Below are 15,539 nucleotides of genomic sequence, written 5' to 3'. Positions count from 1 at the left end.
CCGGGCGGCTACTCGGCCGCGTAACAGGTCGTCTTGCCCACCACCCGGACCCCGGCCTTCTCCCCGGAGAGCACGGTCAGCTCGAACTCCAGCCGGGTCCGGGGGTTGCGCAGCACCGCCACGCCCTGGTCGTGGTCCCGCAGGTCGAGATCGTCGACGACCTTGTCGTAGCCGAGTGCCCGCAACCGTTCCAGCAGCCCGTCCGTCGCTTCGGCCAGGTCGCTTTCCGCCTGGACGAAATGCCGTAACTGCCCAGGGACGCAGGTGTCGTCATCGGCCCGCCGCACGGACGACAGATGCAGCTCGGTGGCCCTGACCAGCTCACCGGCGTCGGCGTCGAGCTGCCTGCTGGCCGCTTCCAGAGTGGGCGGCTCGGACGCGGCCGTGCACGCCGTAACCGCCGCGACACAGAAGAGCATCGCGGACAGGGCGTGTCGGCGGGCGCGCACGAGGGGACCCTATCGAAGATCACCGCTAGCTAACGAGTGAATCACGCAAAAAGCACGGCAGTGTCACCTCGCATCGGCATAAACCGGTCCTTTCAGGGCAGATTGCCACCTTGTATGGCAGGCAGCCCCCGGAGCCGGATGACCTTCGAAACAGATGAGCGAGCACGCGTCACCCTCGTTCCGCACCCCTTCGGCCTGCGCATCACCGGCGAGATCGACCGCGGCAACCGTCACCTGCTCGCCGCCGCCCTCGGCTGGGCCCTCCTGGCGGGCAGCCACGACATCCGCCTCGACCTGTCCGGCCTGACCTTCATCGACGTGGCGGGCATGCGCCTCATCATCGTCGCCGCCGCGCGATTACCCGCGGACCGCGAGCTGATCCTCGACCCGATCTCGCCCGTGGTCCGCCGCGTCCTCTCCCTGACCGGCTGGGAGCAGGCTCCCGGCCTGCGCGTTCGCCTCTGACCCTGGGTCAGGGCCGCCACCGTCGCTGGTCCGTCTCCTTCTCGTACGGCTGCGCGTCCGGATACGTCAGCAGCTCCACCGTCCCGCCCCAGGGCATCCGGCAGTAGGCGAACCGGTTGCGCTCGCCCGCCTCGGGCCCCGGCAGCGGCACCGGCTCCGACAGCCGGACCCCGCCCGCCTCAGCGACCAGGCGCAACGCCTCGTCCAGGTCGTCCACGTACAGGGCGACGTGCTGCCACCCCAGGTCGCACGGCAGCGCGGCCCCGCCCTGCCGCGGCCCGCTGAACTCGAACAGCTCGATCCCCGGCCCGTTGGGCAGGCGCAGCATGCGCACCGCGACCTCGGCCGTGCCCTGCGGCACCCCGAGCCGCCGCTCGGTCGCCCAGCCGCCCTTGGGGCCCTGCGCGCGGGGGAGGGTGTCGTAGAGCACCTCGGCGCCGAACGCGCGGGCGAAGAACTCGGTGGCCGCGTCGAGGTCGGGCACCGTCACCCCGACGTGGTCGATGCCGCGGACGGTCATGCGCTGCCTCCTGTTCTGGCCAGGGCGTCGAGCTTGCGCTCGATGCGGTCGAGCCGGGTACGCAGCTCCGCCACGTCACCCCGCTCGGCGGTCTCCTCGTCGGGCCGCAGCCTGACGAGCACGGCGCCGCCGGGCTCCAGCCGCACCAGGCTCGTGTCGGCCACGCTCGTGCCGCCTCTGAGCTGGATCGCCACGTCGACATCGGCCTGCCGCACGCCCAGCCGCCGCAGCGCCGCGTGCACGTATCCCCCGTCGCGGGCCAGCACGATCGGGCTGCCCTCGACCAGCCTGCCGATCGCCGGCACCGTCGCCGCCAGCCGCACCACGACCGCGTTCACCGCCATCAGGATCACCAGCCCGGCCAGGCCGCCGGCCAGCGAGTCGTCAGGCCCGATGATCGCGTTCTGCACGACGTTGCTCATCAGCAGCATGACCACGAAGTCGAAGTTGTTGAGCTGGGCGATGCCCCGCTTGCCGCCGATGCGCAGCAGCGCCGCCACGGTCACGTACACCGCGACGGTCCTGACGGCCTTGTCGGCGAGCGAGACCCCGCTGTGGAACAGGTCGTCGATCATGTACGGCCGCCACGGAGCCTCCCGATCAGGCCCAGCTCGTCCACGCACCGGCCCAGCCCCAGCGCCACGCACTCCAGCGGGCGCTCGGCCCTGCGCACGGGCATGCCCAGCGTCTCCCGCAGCCGCCGCCCGAGCCCGCGCAGCAGCGATCCGCCGCCGACGAGCACCGCGCCGTGCTCGCCGAGGTCGGCGGCCAGCTCGGCCGGGCAGCGCTCCACCGTCTCCATCGCCGCCCGCGCGATCGACTCGACCGGCTGCCCGGTGGCCTCGAAGATGTGCTGGACGGGCAGCGTCAGCTCCCGCTCGCGGCCGGTGCCGGGGTCGCGGGCCCGCACGACGACGTGCCCGTCGTGCGCGTGCCGCTTGGCCGACTCGGCCTCGCGGTCGTCGAGCTGCAGCCCGTGCTCGCGCTCCACGAAGCGGGCGATGGCCCTGTTCACGGCCTGCCCGCCGTACGGCACCGAGCCGGTCGCCACCACGGACTCGCCGGACAGCACGGCGATCCGCGCGGCGTCGCGGCCGATGTCGATCACCATGTGCCCGGTGCGGTCGGCGGGTGAGATGCCCGAGCCGAGCGCCACGGCCAGCGCGTGCGGGACCAGGTGCACGGTCCTGGCGTCCGCCTCGTACGCGATGTCCTGCAGCGCCTCGCGGTCGATCGGGGTGGAGTCGCAGGGCAGCGCCATGACCAGGCGCGGCCTGGCGTACGGGTGCCAGTGCACCTTGCGCAGGAAGTGCCGGATCATGCGCCGGGCGAGCTCGGCGTCGGCAGGCAGCCCGCCGCTGACGGGCCAGTGGGTGCGCCCGCCGGAGTCGGCGGCGGCCTCCGCGCCGTATCCGACGATCTTGCCCGTGCGGTCGTCGCACACGACGACCGAGGGCTCGTCGAGCACGATGCCCTTGCGTTTGACGTAGATCCGCGTGCTCGCCGCTCCCAGATCCATCGCCAGGTCACGACCGAGGAGTCTCATCGCGGGATTACTTTCCGGATCCGTTCCAACACAACACCACGAACGGAACGGATCCCCTTTACCTGTTACCCCTGGAGCTGTGATCGACGAAGACCGCGAGGCCACGGGCAGGGCCGCTCGGGCGGTCCCGGCCCGGTCTTCCGCTTGCTGTCTTTCACCGCGCAGTGAGCCCGGTTTCGCGTCATAAGCGGTGCCGTGCGAAGCTGTGAACTGTCCCCAACACCATGGAGGTCCTCATGGCGGATACACCGGAGCCGGAAGTCAGCGAAACTCCCGAGGACGAGCTGAAGCGCAAGTTCCGCGAGGCGCTGGAGCGCAAGCGCAACCAGCACGGCGGATCGGGCGCGGGTGGCAGGGGCGGCGACCCATCCAAGATCCACGGGGCGCACGGTCCGGCTGCGAGTAAAAGATCGTTCAGGCGCAAGAGCGGCGGCTGACGCTGGAATTCTGCGGGGGTACGGCGTGCCGTGCCCCCTTTTCCTTTGCCGGGACAGGTAGATCTTTCGCCCGATTCGTGAAGAATCGTTTGCAGATGTCCGTTTCCGTGGCTACTGTAATCGCCATTACCAGCCGGTGACCCAGTCCTTACCCCAGGAGGACGGCCGGTTGGCGCCGAATCCCGAACTTCGGGAACCGGGGAACCACCTCCGTTGGGGTGAATCCGGCTCCGTGCCGGTAGGGCAACTCCACCGCCCGAACCCGTCAGCTAACCCGGTAGGCGTGATGGAGAGGACAACTTACCCCATGCATCAGCGCGTCGTACCCCCGGACCGCGTCTTGACGGCCGCCTGCTGAGCGGCCCCCTTCCTCAAAGGCTCGTATCTTGCGCTCCGCGTAGCGACCTCGCGGCGCTCTGCCCCGCTGCGCCCTCATCCCCTGAGTGCAACCTCCCTGTCCCCCAGTGAAGGGTTTTGCTGCTTCATGTATGCCCGTTTTGGCCTGCGTTCCCTCGCCGTGCTGACCGCCTCCGCCGCCTGCGCGATGAGCATCGCCGGCACGGCCGCCCACGCCGACACCGACACCGGTGAAAAGATCTTGCTCAAGGGCTCGACCACTGCCTCGTACTTCTGGGACGACGCCTCCGGCCGCGCCGGTGACACGGGCCTGCCGGCCAGCGGCAAGCCGATGCAGAAGGGGCTGGCCGCCAGCCCGAGCTGGCCGCTGCTGACCGAGGGTTACGTGGTCTACAAGGGCAAGAAGATGCCCTTCTTCGTGGGCGACCGCGGGCCGGGCGCGCCCTCCAACCGCGGCATCATGCTGGACCTCGACGCCAAGACGTTCGCCGAGCTGACCGGCGGCGAGTTCAACTCCAGCACGCTGGGCGTGGACGGCATCGGCGGCCAGGGCCACATCGAGGTCGACTACGTCATCACCAAGTGGGGCGACGGCGTGGGCAAGAAGAACTACCCGGTGCCGTTCTCGACCGGCGCCTGGGCCGAGCGCGACACCAACCCGGCGACCCCGCCGCAGGCCGAGGACACCTCCGCCGCGGGTGGCAGCCTCCCCGACGCTCCCGCGGACGAGCCGGAGAAGGAGTCCGGCCTGGTCGGCACCGCGCTGATGGCCGGCGTGCTGTCCGTGGCGGGCGGTGGCGCGCTGCTCGGCGGGGAGCGCCTGCGGGCCGCGTTCATGAAGCGCTGAGCTCCCGCATCAATCGGAGCGGATGACCTTTACGTGACGACGACCAGAATGTCATTCTGGTCGTCGTGACCATCCGCGCAGCCGCGAACGGCATCGACATCGCCTACGAGAGCTTCGGCTCACCCACCGGGCGCCCGCTGCTCCTCATCATGGGGCTCGGCGCCCAGCTCATCCAATGGGACGAGGGGTTCTGCGAGCTCCTGGCGGAGCAGGGACACCACGTCGTACGGTTCGACAACCGCGACGCGGGCCTGTCCACGCACCTCCACGAGCACGGCCTGCCCGCGATGGGAGCCGCGCCGCCGTACCTGCTGGACGACCTGGCAGATGACACCGCGGCCCTCATGGACGCGCTCGGCTGGCCGGCGGCCCACGTCGTGGGCGCCTCGATGGGCGGCATGATCGCCCAGACGCTGGCCATCCGGCACCCCGGCCGGGTGCTGACCCTGACCTCCGTCATGTCCACGCCGGGCCCCTCCGTGGCCCCGCCCACGGAGGCCGCCGCCGCCGTCCTGATGGGCAGGCCGGCCGAGGGCCGCGAGGCGGTGCTGGAGCAGGCGGTGCGGACCTGGTCGACCATCGGCTCGCCGGGCTACGAGCTGGACCGGGAGAAGATCAGGGCGACGGCCGGGCTGGCCTACGACCGCTGCTTCGACCCGGCGGGCACGGCCAGGCAACTGGCCGCGATCATGGCGTCGGGCGACCGTACGGAGCTGCTCGCCCGGGTCGAGGTGCCCACGCTCGTGCTGCACGGGGAGGCTGACCCGCTGGTCCCGGTGGCGGGCGGCCGGGCCACGGCCGCGGCCGTCCCCGGGGCGCGGCTGGTGACGTACCCGGGGATGGGGCACGACCTGCCGCGCGAGCTCTGGCCGAGCTTCGTCGCCGAGATCACCAAGCTGACCTCGCCCTGACGACGCCGGTGGCCCGCCCCCGCGGGGCCGGGCCACCGGATCGGGCGTTCAGACCTCCAGCTTCTCCTCGATGCCCCGGAGCTGGTGGCGGGCCAGCGCCAGGTTGGCGCGGTTGCGGTCGAGCGCCAGGTACAGGAACAGGCCCTTGCCGCCGCGCCCGGTGATCGGGCGGATGATGTGGTACTGGCCGCTCAGCGTGATCAGGATGTCCTCGATGGCGTCCTTGAGGCCCAGCGAGTCCATCGTGCGCAGCTTGGCCTTGACGACCTCCGTGTTGCCGGCCGCGGCGATCTGCAGGTCCAGGTCCTTGGAGCCGCCGAGGGCCCCCAGTGCCATGCCGCTGCCGTGGTCGACGATCGCGGCCCCGATGGAGCCGTCGATGCTCATCATCTCCTTGAGCGACACGTCCATGCCGGCCATGTCTTCTCCTCTCACTGTTCGCGAGTCACTGTTTGTTCGCGAGTCACTGTTTGCGAGCTGAGACGGCGGCCACGGCGGCAGCCGTCTTCCTGCCCTCCAGTCGCAGCAGCCCGACGTTCGCGCCGGGTCCGGCCAGGACCGTGAGGACGATGGTGGGGCCGGCGGCGTAGAAGGCCGTGAAACCGGCGGTGCCGGAGATGAGCGTCTCCTCGAGCGTCCCCTGGCCGGTGATGAGGAGCATCCGCCTGCTCATCGCGAGCAGCGCCGCCGACAGCGCCGCCGCCTGCTCGCCCGACTCCCCTGGAAGGTCGCAGGCGAGCTGCAGGCCGTCCACGGTGCAGGCGACGCTCCCCTGGACGTCCGGGGTGCGCTCGCGCAGCAGCGCCATCTCCTCCAGAACCTCTTGCCGTAGCTCCACCGGTGGCCTCCTCCTGAGTGAGGGGAACCTCACGACAGCTCCTCGAGCGCCTTCTTCAGCCGCATCAGCAGCGCCAGATCGGTCGGGTCGCCCGTCACGGGCGGGCCCAGCGGCTGGGCCCGCGCCTGCGGGTCGTGCGGCGGATGCTCGCCGGGCTTCCGCCGTAGGGGCAGGTCGGGCGCGGCCAGCAGCCCCGAGGCGGCCAGCCGGCGCACCGCCAGCAGCACCGGGTACGCCGGCCGGCCGATCTGCTTGGCCAGCTCCAGCGGGGTCGCCTTCTGGTCGGCCCTGACGATGACCTCCCACTGGACGCGGCTCAGCGTCACCCCGTGCCCGGGCAGCCGGGGCAGCGGCCGTACCGGGAGGGTGTCCACGTCGGCGGAGGGCCAGATCTGGGCGAGCTGCGCCCGCCGCCGCGCGCACTCCCGCACCAGCCCCGGCACGTCGAAGAACCACTGCCCGCCCAGCCAGTGCCGCTCCCCGGGGCGGAACTTGGGCCGTGTCCCGCTGACCGGCAGCAGGAAGAAGGCCGCGTCCAGGACCCCGCCGAGCACCGCGTACTGCAGCTCGCCCTGCGTGAGCGGCCCCTCGGCGAGCAGCCGCTCGCAGCCGCCGTCGGCCTGCAGCCGGCGCAGTGCCGCCTCGCTCATCAGCCCCCTGGCCGCGAGCAGCCGTTCCACGCTGGGGGCCTGGGCGCACTCCATGTACGTCACGCGTCCGTCCGAGAGGAAGATCGTGCCGTTCCTGCCGACCTGGAGCGCGCCGGTGGAGCGCTCGCGGGCGAGCCCGGCCAGGAGTGTGTCGAGCTTGGCCATGGGTCACGTCGCAAGCCGGCTGGAGATGGTGCGCAGGCGGTACCTGGCCAGGGCGAGGTTGGATCGTTCCAGGTCAAGGCGTACGTAGATGACCAGCGGCCCCTCGAACACGGTCTCCAGCAGCCGCAGCAGATGGTGACCCTTGTCCGTGGTGACGAGCATGTCGTCGATGCGGATGACGTCGCCCGGGCAGGTGCGGGCCAGGCCGTCGGTGGTGGCGCGCAGGGCCTCGGTCAGCGCGGCGGCCGACCGGTCGGCGTCCACGCCCACAGCCGTGCTGAAGGCCACCGGCATGCCGCTCGTGTGGTCCACCAGCATGGCGTCCAGCGCGCCCGGTATGGACATGACCTCTGCCAGGCAGCCGTCGATTCCCAGCACGTGACCTCCCTCACCGTGGTGGAACGCAGACAGCGTAGGGCGAAGGGGACGGGCCCGCGTGACGGCCGGTCACGGGTGTGGAGGTTTTATACGGCTGCGGAGTAGAAAAGCACCACTGGTACGGAAAAACGTATGATTTATGAGAATTTCTCGCGGCAGCGCATGATCTCGGCGACATTCCGCTCGGCCCAGTCGGCCACCACGGAGATCGGCCCGTGCAGCGAGCGCCCGAGCTCCGTCAGCGTGTACTCCACCCGCGGCGGCACCTCCGCGAACACCTCCCGCGTCACCAGCCCGTCCTGCTCCATGGCGCGCAAGGTCTGCGTCAGCACCTTGGGCGTGACCCCGCCGATCCGCGTTCTGAGCTGGGTGAAGCGCATGGGCCCGCCGTCCAGGCAGAGCAGCACCAGCGCCGACCACTTATCGCCGATCCGATCCAGGACCACCCTGGTCGGGCAATTGGGGTCGAAGACATCACCGGTATCCATAAGGTACTTATAGCACGATGAAGTAACCAGTATCCGATGGATACTCTTGGCGGCATGAAGATCCTTCTCTTCGGCGCGACCGGCATGCTCGGCAGCCGCATCGCCGCCGAGCTCCGCGACCGCGGCCACGAGGTCACCGGCCTCAGCCGCAAGGGCCCCGACAAGGGCGACGTCCACGACACCGCCGCGCTGGCCGAGGGCCACGACGTGATCGTCTCGGCGATCGCCCCGCCGCGCGACGGCACCGAGCCGGAGCCGCCCTTCCTGGCGGCCAACCGCGCGCTCATCGACGGCGCGCGGGCATCAGGGGTGCGGCGGCTGATCGTCGTGGGCGGCGCGGGCAGCCTCCAGGTGGCCCCGGGGCAGGACCTGGTCGACACGCCCGGCTTCCCGGACGTCTACAAGAAGGAGGCGCTGGCCGGCCGGGCGCTCCTGCGCCTGTACCGGGAGGTCGAGGACCTCGACTGGACGTTCGTCTCCCCGGCCGCGGAGATCGCGCCGGGGGAGCGTACCGGGGTCTTCCGGCTCGGCGGCGACATGCTGATGACCGACTCCGAGGGCCGCAGCTTCATCACCGCCGAGGACTTCGCCGTCGCGATCGCCGACGAGGTGGACAGGAACGCCCACCCCCGGCAGCGCATCTGCGTGGCCTACTGATCGGCCTCCTCGGGCAGCAGCGCCCGCTCGTCGGGCTTGTGCACCAGCACGTTGTCCACGTACGACTTCACCGCCGCGGCCAGCCCGACGTCGGCCCCCTCCTGCTCCGACAGGAACCAGCGGTGGTCGAGGAGCTCGTGGAAGAGCTGGGCGGGCTCCAGCTTCCCGCGCAGCCCGGCGGGGATGGCGTCCACGGTCGGCTGGAACACCTCGGCCAGCCACCGGTGGGCCACGATCGCCTCGTCCTCGTGCCGCAGCCCCTTGGCCACCCGGAAGCCGTCGAGGTCGTTGAGCAGCCGCCGCGCCTGGTTCTCCTCGACGTCGAGGCCGGTCAGGCGGAGCAGGCGGCGCTGGTGGTGGCCGGCGTCCACGACCTTGGGGCGGACGATCAGGCGGCCCGTGCCGACCTTGCGCCGCACCATCATCTCGGCCACGTCGAAGCCCAGCAGGTTCAGGCGCCTGATGCGCTGCTCGACGCGGTGCCAGTCCACCTCCTCGATGATCTCGCTCTCGTTGATCTCGTTCCACAGGCGGTGGTAGCGGGCGACGATGTCCTCGGCGGTCTCCATGGGGTCGATCGACGGGTGCAGCAGCCCGCCGGCCTCCAGGTCGAGCATCTCGCCGAAGATGTTCGTGTGCGCGTTGTCGATGTCGGTCAGCCGCTGCCCCTCGCTGATCATCGGGTGCATCTCGCCGGTCTCGGCGTCCACCAGGTAGGCCGCGAACGCCCCCGCGTCGCGCCGGAACAGCGTGTTGGACAGCGAGCAGTCGCCCCAGTAGAACCCGTTCAGGTGCAGCCGCACCAGCAGCACGGCCAGCGCGTCCAGCAGGCGGGTGAGCGTGTCGGGGCGCAGGGTGCCCGACATGACCGCGCGGTAGGGCAGCGAGAACTGCAGGTGCCGGGTGATCAGGGCCGCGTCCAGCCCGTTCTCGCGGCCGGTGACGTACGCGACCGGCTCCACGGCGGGGGCGTCCAGCCTGGCCAGGTCCCACAGGAGCTGGTACTCCCGCTTGGCGTAGCGCTCGCTGATCTCCTTGATCGCGTACACCTTGCCGGACAGCCGGGCGAAGCGCACCACGTGCCGCGAGATGCCGCGCGGCAGATCGACCAGATGGTGTTGCGGCCAGTCTTCGAGAGGGGTCTCCCAAGGGAGGCGGATCAGGTCAGGGTCGCCTAGCGCGCCAGTGATCTGCAGGGGCATTTGCTCAGGATATGGTGCATCGGTGGACGAGTTTCTCAAGTGGTACTTTTCCGACCGTCCGGTCGTCGCCGCCTCGCTCGGGGCCGACGGTTACGATCACACCCTCGGCGACTTCACCGCCTCCGCCTGGCAGGCCCGCGAGCGCGAGCAGGTGCTCTGGCTCGAACGCCTGTCCGCCGCCGAGGCGCCCACCCTGGACGACGCGATCGACAGAGATCTCGTCCTGTCGCAGCTCAGAGGCTCCATCGCGCTCGCGTCCTGGCCCGAGTGGCGGCGCGACCCGAGCGTCTACCTCGGAGCGATCTTCACCTCCATGTACGCGCCGTTCCAGCGCCGGCTCAAGCCCGAGCCCGAGCTGGTCGCCTCCGCGCTGCTCCGCCTGGCCGAGGTGCCCGGCGTGCTGGCCGCCTGCCGCGCGAACCTGGACCCCGACCTGGCCGCCCCGCTGCTGGTCCAGCGGGGGCTCGGCCAGGCGCGTACCGGCCGCAACTTCCTGACCCGCACCATCCCGTCCATGGTCGAGGACGAGAGCCTGCGCGCCGACCTGGCCGCGGCCGCCGAGCCCGCCGCGCGGGCGTTCGACGAGCTCGTCACCCTCCTCGACGGCTTCGAGTGCGGCGGCACCTGGCGGATGGGGGAGCGGCTCTACTCCACGCTGCTGCGCGAGCGCGAGCTGCTCGGGTACGGCGCCGCCGAACTGCACGAGAAGGGCAAGGCCGCCTGGGCGGAGCTGGACGCGCGCATGCGCGAGGTGGCGCTCCAGGTCAACGGCACCCAGGACTGGCGGGCCGCCATGGAGCAGCTCATGGACGACCACCCGCCGACGCTGGCCGACATGCGCGCCGAGTACGAGGCCGAGACGCTGCGGGCGCGCGAGTTCGTCAGGGAGCGGGACCTGGTGACGTTCGCCGACGGCGAGGAGTGCCACGTGCTGCCGTCGGCCGAGTACACCCGCCCGGTCCTGTCCGTGGCCCACTACCTGGCGCCGCCGCCGCTCAGCGCGTCGCGGACGGGCATCTTCTTCGTGCCGTACACGCCGGACGACTTCACCCCCGAGCAGGTACGCCAGCGGCTGCGCACGAACTCGCGGGCCCAGATGCCCTCGATCGCCGTGCACGAGGCCTACCCCGGGCACCACTGGCACTTGTCGTACATGGCGGGCAGCCCGCGTACGGTCAGGAAGGTCTTCAGGACGCCGTACTTCACCGAGGGCTGGGCCCTGTACGTGGAGAAGATGCTGCACGAGCAGGGCTACTTCGACACCCCGGCCACCGAGCTGGCCCACCTCGACTGCCGCGTCTTCCGCGCCGCCCGCATCGTCGTGGACACCGCCCTGCACTGCGAGGACATGACGATAGAGCAGGCCGAGACGTTCATGGCCACCAAGGCGTCGCTGTCGCCCGGCACGGCGCAGGGCGAGGTGAACCGCTACTGCGCCTGGCCCACGCAGGCGCCGTCCTACCTGACGGGCGCGATCGAGATCGACCGCGTCCGGGAGTCGTTCCAGGGCTCGCTCAAGGAGTTCCACGACCGGATCGCCGGGTCGGGCGGGCTCCCGCTCGGCCTGGCCGAGCAGGCCGCGCTCTCATAGGGGCGGGGGGTTGAGCGTCCGCTCGACCACGGCGGCGAGCTGCTCCTCCGTCAGGATGTTCGGCTTGCCGACGCTCAGCCCCCGCACGTACACCTCGCACAGCCACTCCAGCAGGCGGGTGCCCTCGAACGCCTCCTCCAGCGTCGCCCCGATGGTGACGCCGCCGTGGTTGGCCATCAGGGCGGCCCGCTTGCCCTCCAGCGCCGCGCGCACGTTCGCGGCCAGCTCGGGCGTGCCGTAGGTCGCGTACTCGGCCACCTTCACCACCCCGCCGAGCATCAGCGCGTTGTAGTGCACGGGTGGCAGCTCGGTCATCGTCGTGGCCACCACCGTGCCGAACACGGAGTGCGTGTGCACGATCGCCCGCGCGTCGGTGGTCCGGTAGATCGCCAGGTGCATGGGCGTCTCGCTGGACGGCCGCAGCTCCCCCTCCACCCGCCTGCCTGTGGTCAGGTCCACGACCGGGCACATCTCGGGCGTCAGCCGGTCCAGCGCGACGCCCGACGGCGTCACCGTCACCAGGTCGCCCTCGCGCACGCTGAGGTTGCCCGAGGTGCCGATGACCAGGCCGAGCTCGACGGCCCGCCGGCCGTACTCGCACAACTGCTCGCGAAGGCTCATGCGCCTGGAATGTAGTGGTTCATCCCAGCGGAAGCCAACCGGCCGCTACAACCGCTCCAGGGTCTGGAGCATCAGCCGCTCGACGTCCTGGCCGCGCAGCCGGCCGGGATACAGCAGCAGGTGCAGGCTGAGCCCGTCGACCAGGGCGAGCAGCCGCTCGGCCACGTCGTCCAGGTCGTCGTCCGCCGTCAGCTCCCCGGCCTCCCGCGCCTGCTCCAGCAGCTCCCGTACGGCGGCCCGCAGCTCGCCCGCCTCAGCCCGCTGCACCTCCGCCAGCCGCTCGGCGGCCAGGCTCCGGCTCCAGAAGCTCACCTCCAGCCGCGTCTCCTCGGCGCGCTCGTCATCCAGCGGCAGGTTGTCCAGCAGCACCTCGCGCAGCGCCGCCAGCCCCGTCATGCCCGCCACCTTGCCCGTGATCCGGCCCCGGATGCGCCGGTGCGACTGCCGCAACGCCGACAGCAGGATCTCGTCCTTGTCGGCGAAGTAGTGCGCGAGCACGCCGTTCGAGTAGCCGGCCTCCTTGGCGATGGCCCGGGTGGTGGCGGCGTCGATGCCGTCCCTGACGATCACCCGGCTGGCCGCCGACAGCACCTCACGCCTGCGCTCATCGTGATCAACGATCTTCGGCATAGGGACACCTCTTGACGTTTTATTCGGACGTCTGTCTATTTAAGACCATGACCGTCGTCACAGTCGGCGTCCACATCGTCGACATCCTCGCCAGACCCGTCGACCACATCCCCCAGGGCCAGGACACGGTGCTGGTCGACCAGATCCGCCTCACCGCGGCCGGCGCCGCCGCGGGGACCGCGGTCGACCTGGTCAAGCTGGGCAACGAGGTGGTCACCATGGGCGCGATCGGCGACGACGAGCTCGGCGACTTCCTGCTGATGATCCTGGCCAAGCGCGGCGTGGACACCTCCCGCCTGGTACGCAGGGCGGGCGAGCAGACGGCGGCCTCGATCCTGCCCATCCGGCCCGACGGCGGCCGCCCCAGCTTCCACGTGCCCGGCGCGAACCTCGGCGTGACGCCCGCCGACCTCGACCCGGGCCTGCTCCGCTCGGCCCGCGCCATCCACCTGGGCGGGATGGACGTCACGTTCGGCCTCGGCGACCCGGCCTTCTTCGCCCTCCTGGACGAGGCCCGGTCGTCCGGCGCCGTCATCACGATGGACCTCCTGTCGGAGATGCCCGACCTGCTGGGCATGGCCCGCGCGTTCCTCCCGCACGTGGACTACGTCCTGCCGAACGAGTCCCAGGCCCTGCTCATGACCGGCGCCGCGGACGTCGAGACCGCCGCCCGCACCCTCCTGGCCGACGGCCCGCGCGGCGTGCTGGTCACACTCGGCGCCGCGGGCAGCCTGGTGGTCACCGAGGCCGACGCGCGGCACGTGCCGGCGCTCAAGACGGACGTCTCCGACACCACGGGCTGCGGCGACGCGTACTGCGCGGGCTTCCTCACCGGCCTCCTGCACGACCAGGACGTGCTGACGGCCGCCCGCTGGGGCACGGCCGCCGCCGCCCGCGTCGCCACCGGCCTCGGCTCCGACGCCGGCCTCACCGACCTGCCCTCCACCCTCGACCTCCTCACTTAGGACCCAGCTTCATGACCACAGACGCCGACCTCCGCCAGCGCGCCGCGAAAGTCGTCCCCGGCGGCATGTACGGCCACCTCAACGCCGCCATCTTCGCCCCCGGCTACCCCCAGTTCTTCGAGCGCGGCGAGGGCTGCCGGCAGTGGGACGTCAACGGCCGCTCCTACATCGACTTCATGTGCAGCTGGGGCCCGGTCGTGCTCGGCCACCGGCACCCGCGCGTCGAGGAGGCCGCCGCCCGCCAGGCCGCGCTCGGCGACTGCCTCAACGGCCCCGGCGCGATCATGGTGGAGCTGGCCGAGCTGCTGGTGGACACCGTGCCGAGCGCCGACTGGGCGATGTTCTCCAAGAACGGCACGGACGCCACCACACAGGCCCTCATGGTCGCCAGGGCCGCCACGGGCCGCACGAAGGTGCTGATGGCGCACGGGGCGTACCACGGGGCGGACCCGTGGTGCACGCCGTCCCCGGCGGGGACGACGCCGAACGAGCGGGCCGACCTGGTGGAGTTCACCTACAACTCCCTGGAGTCCCTGGAGTCCGCGGCGGCGACCGTGGAGGGCGACGTGGCCGCGATCATCGTCACCCCGTTCAAGCACGACTCGTTCGAGGACCAGGAGCTGGTGGAGCCCGCCTTCGCACGCGGCGCCCGCGCGCTGGCCGACCGCCTCGGGGCGGCGCTGGTGATCGACGACGTGCGGGCCGGCTTCCGCGTCGACCTGCGCGGCTCCTGGGAGCCGTACGGCGTGCGCCCCGACCTGACGGCCTGGTCCAAGGCCATGGCCAACGGCTACCCGATCGCCGCCGTCACCGGCACCGACGCCCTCCGGGGCCCCGCCCAGACGCTGTACTCGACCGGCTCGTTCTGGTTCTCCGCGGTCGCCATGGCCGCGGCCAAGGCCACCATCGAGACCCTCAGGGACGAGGACGGCATCGGCGCCATGGAACGGGCGGGCTCGCAGCTGCGCGAGGGCCTGTACGCCCAGGCCAAGGCCCATGGCTTCGTGGTGAACCAGACGGGCCCGGTGACGATCCCGTGGCTCAGCTTCGACGGCGACGCGGACCTGTCGGTGGCCATGCACTGGAGCGACGCCTGCCTGCGCCACGGGGTCTACATCCACCCCTGGCACAACTGGTTCATGTCGGCGGCCCACACCGAGGCCGACGTGGCAGCCGCCCTGGAAGGCACCGACCAGGCCTTCGCCGAGACCCGGGCCCACTTCGGCTGACCCGCGCCGCCCCCGCCCGGCGCGCCCCTCCGTGGACGAGGGGGCGGCGCCGGGCGGCGGCGACGGTCTCGCGGCCGTCCTCGACCTCGAGTCCGGCTAGTCGTGGGCGACCCGATAGCGGCCCCCGGCTCCCACCGTGCCGAGCAGCCGGGCACTGGCCTCGAACAGCGGCTCCGGGAGCCCGTCCAGCGGGAACCACCGCCACGACCGGAAGACGTGCGGCTCGGTCACCACCGGCGCCCCGGCCCCCGCCGCCATGCTCACCCCGGCCGTCACCCGCACCCCGCCCTCCGGATGGTCCAGCACCACGGCGGTCACCCGGGGCGTTCCCGCGTCGTGGATGCCGGTCTCCTCCCCGAGCTCCCGCACGGCCGCCTCCTCGAAGCTCTCTCCAGGCTCCACGGCCCCGCCGGGCAGGCACCACGACGGCGGCTCCCCGGCCTTGACCCGCTCACCCAGCAGAACCCGTCCATCAGGCGCGATGAGCACCACCCCCACCCCAATAACGCGATCAACGCTCATCGCACAAAATCTCCTTCCAACGCGTAATGCTCCAGATATCCCGGACATGGGGTGAGTGTTGAACGCCCCCG

General features: G+C 71.4%; 21 protein-coding genes and 1 riboswitch. Of the genes, 8 read left to right on the top strand and 13 right to left on the bottom strand.

Annotated elements, in window-relative coordinates:
• Positions 1 to 8: 8 nt before the first annotated feature.
• Entirely contained in the window at positions 9 to 449 is a 441-nt protein-coding gene (locus ACBJ32_RS27340) for a hypothetical protein (protein WP_357872697.1), read from the bottom strand.
• 138 nt (positions 450 to 587) lie between these two features.
• Between ACBJ32_RS27340 and ACBJ32_RS27335 the strand changes: the two genes are divergently transcribed.
• Positions 588 to 914, top strand: a complete 327-nt coding sequence (locus tag ACBJ32_RS27335) for an STAS domain-containing protein (protein ID WP_375129133.1) — start codon at positions 588 to 590, stop codon at positions 912 to 914.
• A 7-nt stretch (positions 915 to 921) separates the two neighbouring features.
• Here ACBJ32_RS27335 and ACBJ32_RS27330 read toward each other — a convergent pair whose 3' ends face one another.
• The 3 genes from ACBJ32_RS27330 to ACBJ32_RS27320 are packed head-to-tail and all read right to left on the bottom strand — an operon-like array spanning position 922 to position 2,980.
• Entirely contained in the window at positions 922 to 1,434 is a 513-nt protein-coding gene (locus ACBJ32_RS27330; protein WP_375129132.1) for a VOC family protein, read from the bottom strand.
• Positions 1,431 to 2,009: a YetF domain-containing protein gene (locus ACBJ32_RS27325; protein ID WP_357872706.1), complete on the bottom strand. Its 579-nt coding sequence runs from the start codon at positions 2,007 to 2,009 to the stop codon at positions 1,431 to 1,433. The genes ACBJ32_RS27330 and ACBJ32_RS27325 overlap by 4 nt, the downstream gene beginning before the upstream one ends.
• Complete coding sequence (locus ACBJ32_RS27320; RefSeq protein WP_375129131.1) at positions 2,006 to 2,980, bottom strand: rod shape-determining protein; 975 nt, start codon at positions 2,978 to 2,980, stop codon at positions 2,006 to 2,008. The genes ACBJ32_RS27325 and ACBJ32_RS27320 overlap by 4 nt, the downstream gene beginning before the upstream one ends.
• A gap of 236 nt (positions 2,981 to 3,216) precedes the next feature.
• Here ACBJ32_RS27320 and ACBJ32_RS27315 point away from each other — a divergent pair, with 236 nt between their 5' ends.
• The 3 genes from ACBJ32_RS27315 to ACBJ32_RS27305 all read left to right on the top strand — a co-directional run bounded on the left by ACBJ32_RS27315 (position 3,217) and on the right by ACBJ32_RS27305 (position 5,532).
• A complete protein-coding gene (locus ACBJ32_RS27315; RefSeq protein WP_357872712.1) occupies positions 3,217 to 3,417 on the top strand; it encodes a DUF5302 domain-containing protein in 201 nt (66 codons plus the stop codon).
• Between the two features lie 163 nt (positions 3,418 to 3,580).
• Positions 3,581 to 3,716: riboswitch (cyclic di-AMP (ydaO/yuaA leader) on the top strand.
• 185 nt (positions 3,717 to 3,901) lie between these two features.
• On the top strand, positions 3,902 to 4,621 hold the full coding sequence (locus ACBJ32_RS27310) for a hypothetical protein (protein ID WP_375129130.1): 720 nt from the start codon (positions 3,902 to 3,904) through the stop codon (positions 4,619 to 4,621).
• A gap of 65 nt (positions 4,622 to 4,686) precedes the next feature.
• On the top strand, positions 4,687 to 5,532 hold the full coding sequence (locus ACBJ32_RS27305) for an alpha/beta fold hydrolase (protein WP_375129129.1): 846 nt from the start codon (positions 4,687 to 4,689) through the stop codon (positions 5,530 to 5,532).
• Between the two features lie 48 nt (positions 5,533 to 5,580).
• On the opposite strand, the gene ACBJ32_RS27300 is transcribed toward ACBJ32_RS27305, so the two are convergent.
• The 5 genes from ACBJ32_RS27300 to ACBJ32_RS27280 all read right to left on the bottom strand — a co-directional run bounded on the left by ACBJ32_RS27300 (position 5,581) and on the right by ACBJ32_RS27280 (position 8,051).
• Entirely contained in the window at positions 5,581 to 5,952 is a 372-nt protein-coding gene (locus ACBJ32_RS27300) for a hypothetical protein (RefSeq protein WP_375129128.1), read from the bottom strand.
• Between the two features lie 43 nt (positions 5,953 to 5,995).
• On the bottom strand, positions 5,996 to 6,370 hold the full coding sequence (locus ACBJ32_RS27295; RefSeq protein ID WP_357872720.1) for a roadblock/LC7 domain-containing protein: 375 nt from the start codon (positions 6,368 to 6,370) through the stop codon (positions 5,996 to 5,998).
• 29 nt (positions 6,371 to 6,399) lie between these two features.
• The gene (locus tag ACBJ32_RS27290; RefSeq protein ID WP_375129127.1) at positions 6,400 to 7,185 is read right to left on the bottom strand and encodes a hypothetical protein; all 786 of its coding nucleotides are present in this window, start codon (positions 7,183 to 7,185) and stop codon (positions 6,400 to 6,402) included.
• Between the two features lie 3 nt (positions 7,186 to 7,188).
• Positions 7,189 to 7,563 carry a roadblock/LC7 domain-containing protein gene (locus ACBJ32_RS27285; RefSeq protein ID WP_357872725.1) on the bottom strand — a complete coding sequence of 125 codons (375 nt, stop codon included), beginning with the start codon at positions 7,561 to 7,563 and terminating at the stop codon, positions 7,189 to 7,191.
• 137 nt (positions 7,564 to 7,700) lie between these two features.
• Complete coding sequence (locus ACBJ32_RS27280; RefSeq protein ID WP_253758233.1) at positions 7,701 to 8,051, bottom strand: helix-turn-helix domain-containing protein; 351 nt, start codon at positions 8,049 to 8,051, stop codon at positions 7,701 to 7,703.
• 54 nt (positions 8,052 to 8,105) lie between these two features.
• Here ACBJ32_RS27280 and ACBJ32_RS27275 point away from each other — a divergent pair, with 54 nt between their 5' ends.
• On the top strand, positions 8,106 to 8,708 hold the full coding sequence (locus ACBJ32_RS27275) for an NAD(P)-dependent oxidoreductase (RefSeq protein ID WP_375129126.1): 603 nt from the start codon (positions 8,106 to 8,108) through the stop codon (positions 8,706 to 8,708).
• Here ACBJ32_RS27275 and ACBJ32_RS27270 read toward each other — a convergent pair.
• Positions 8,702 to 9,910 (bottom strand): DUF4032 domain-containing protein, encoded by a 1,209-nt coding sequence (locus ACBJ32_RS27270; RefSeq protein WP_375129125.1) that lies wholly within the window; start codon positions 9,908 to 9,910, stop codon positions 8,702 to 8,704. The two genes, ACBJ32_RS27275 and ACBJ32_RS27270, sit on opposite strands and share 7 nt — an antisense overlap.
• A 22-nt stretch (positions 9,911 to 9,932) precedes the next feature.
• Here ACBJ32_RS27270 and ACBJ32_RS27265 point away from each other — a divergent pair, with 22 nt between their 5' ends.
• On the top strand, positions 9,933 to 11,501 hold the full coding sequence (locus ACBJ32_RS27265) for a DUF885 domain-containing protein (RefSeq protein ID WP_375129124.1): 1,569 nt from the start codon (positions 9,933 to 9,935) through the stop codon (positions 11,499 to 11,501).
• On the opposite strand, the gene ACBJ32_RS27260 is transcribed toward ACBJ32_RS27265, so the two are convergent.
• Together ACBJ32_RS27260 and ACBJ32_RS27255 are read right to left on the bottom strand one after the other, a co-directional pair.
• Entirely contained in the window at positions 11,496 to 12,122 is a 627-nt protein-coding gene (locus ACBJ32_RS27260; RefSeq protein WP_375129123.1) for a class II aldolase/adducin family protein, read from the bottom strand. The genes ACBJ32_RS27265 and ACBJ32_RS27260 overlap by 6 nt on opposite strands.
• Before the next feature lie 45 nt (positions 12,123 to 12,167).
• On the bottom strand, positions 12,168 to 12,752 hold the full coding sequence (locus ACBJ32_RS27255) for a TetR/AcrR family transcriptional regulator (RefSeq protein ID WP_375129122.1): 585 nt from the start codon (positions 12,750 to 12,752) through the stop codon (positions 12,168 to 12,170).
• Between the two features lie 47 nt (positions 12,753 to 12,799).
• Here ACBJ32_RS27255 and ACBJ32_RS27250 point away from each other — a divergent pair, with 47 nt between their 5' ends.
• Both ACBJ32_RS27250 and ACBJ32_RS27245 read left to right on the top strand, forming a co-directional pair.
• Positions 12,800 to 13,717, top strand: coding sequence for a carbohydrate kinase family protein (locus tag ACBJ32_RS27250; protein ID WP_375129121.1), 918 nt, complete (start codon positions 12,800 to 12,802; stop codon positions 13,715 to 13,717).
• 11 nt (positions 13,718 to 13,728) lie between these two features.
• Positions 13,729 to 14,946: an aminotransferase class III-fold pyridoxal phosphate-dependent enzyme gene (locus tag ACBJ32_RS27245; protein ID WP_375129119.1), complete on the top strand. Its 1,218-nt coding sequence runs from the start codon at positions 13,729 to 13,731 to the stop codon at positions 14,944 to 14,946.
• A 96-nt stretch (positions 14,947 to 15,042) separates the two neighbouring features.
• On the opposite strand, the gene ACBJ32_RS27240 is transcribed toward ACBJ32_RS27245, so the two are convergent.
• Positions 15,043 to 15,468 carry an NUDIX domain-containing protein gene (locus ACBJ32_RS27240; protein WP_357872744.1) on the bottom strand — a complete coding sequence of 142 codons (426 nt, stop codon included), beginning with the start codon at positions 15,466 to 15,468 and terminating at the stop codon, positions 15,043 to 15,045.
• Positions 15,469 to 15,539: the final 71 nt, after the last annotated feature.

It is taken from the genome of Nonomuraea sp. GTA35 (assembly GCF_041950525.1).
Classification (GTDB): Bacteria; Actinomycetota; Actinomycetes; order Streptosporangiales; family Streptosporangiaceae; genus Nonomuraea.
The sequence above is the reverse complement of the archived record's forward strand: the minus strand, read 5'-3'. Positions and strand labels throughout refer to the sequence as shown.